Origin of the sequence: Enterobacter sp. 50588862 (assembly GCF_001462935.1) — a bacterium.
GTDB classification, from domain to species: Bacteria; Pseudomonadota; Gammaproteobacteria; order Enterobacterales; family Enterobacteriaceae; genus Enterobacter; species Enterobacter bugandensis.
Window position 1 is genome coordinate 1 of sequence record NZ_LNHM01000024.1, and the last position, 537, is coordinate 537.

The 537-nt window shown below is 64.1% G+C and carries 1 protein-coding gene; it reads right to left on the minus strand.

Annotated features, from left to right (window positions below; all coding sequences use genetic code 11):
* Positions 1–537: integrase core domain-containing protein (locus tag APT89_RS11590; RefSeq protein ID WP_131728595.1), on the minus strand; the 537-nt coding region annotated here is incomplete at both ends.

Genomic DNA, 537 nt, shown 5'->3' on the forward strand with positions numbered 1-537 from the left:
GTCTCCCTCAGCCCGACCCGTTCTCCCCTGAACGCCTTGCCTGCGCTCAGACTGACACCCTGTATGCTCAGCTTTCCGCTGACATCCACTTTCCTGACCTTCACCCCTTCATCGTATTCAGGTGGCGTTACGCTGCCGCTGTACTGCCGGGCAGACGGCTGATAACGCGAGGCCGGTACCGCCATATCCAGCGCCTCGTGCGGGCGTTCAAGGTTGTACACCGTGCGCCAGTGGTCGAAGGCGCGCTGCAGCTCACCGCTGTCCGCGAACCATTTTCCCTGCAGCACTTCCGCCTTCAGGCTGCGGTGAAAACGCTCCAGCTTGCCCTGCGTCTGCGGATGATAAGGCCGGGAGTGCCCCACCCGGATACCGTGGCGCATCAGCCACAGCTCCAGCGCCGTCCAGGTGCCGGTGGTGTCGCCCCACGGTGAGCCGTTGTCCATCGTCATCCTGTCCGGCAGGCCGTAGCGTTCAAACACGCTGACCAGCTGCTGCTGCACGGTCTCGCGCCGTTCATCGGTACAGTGCGCCAGGCAC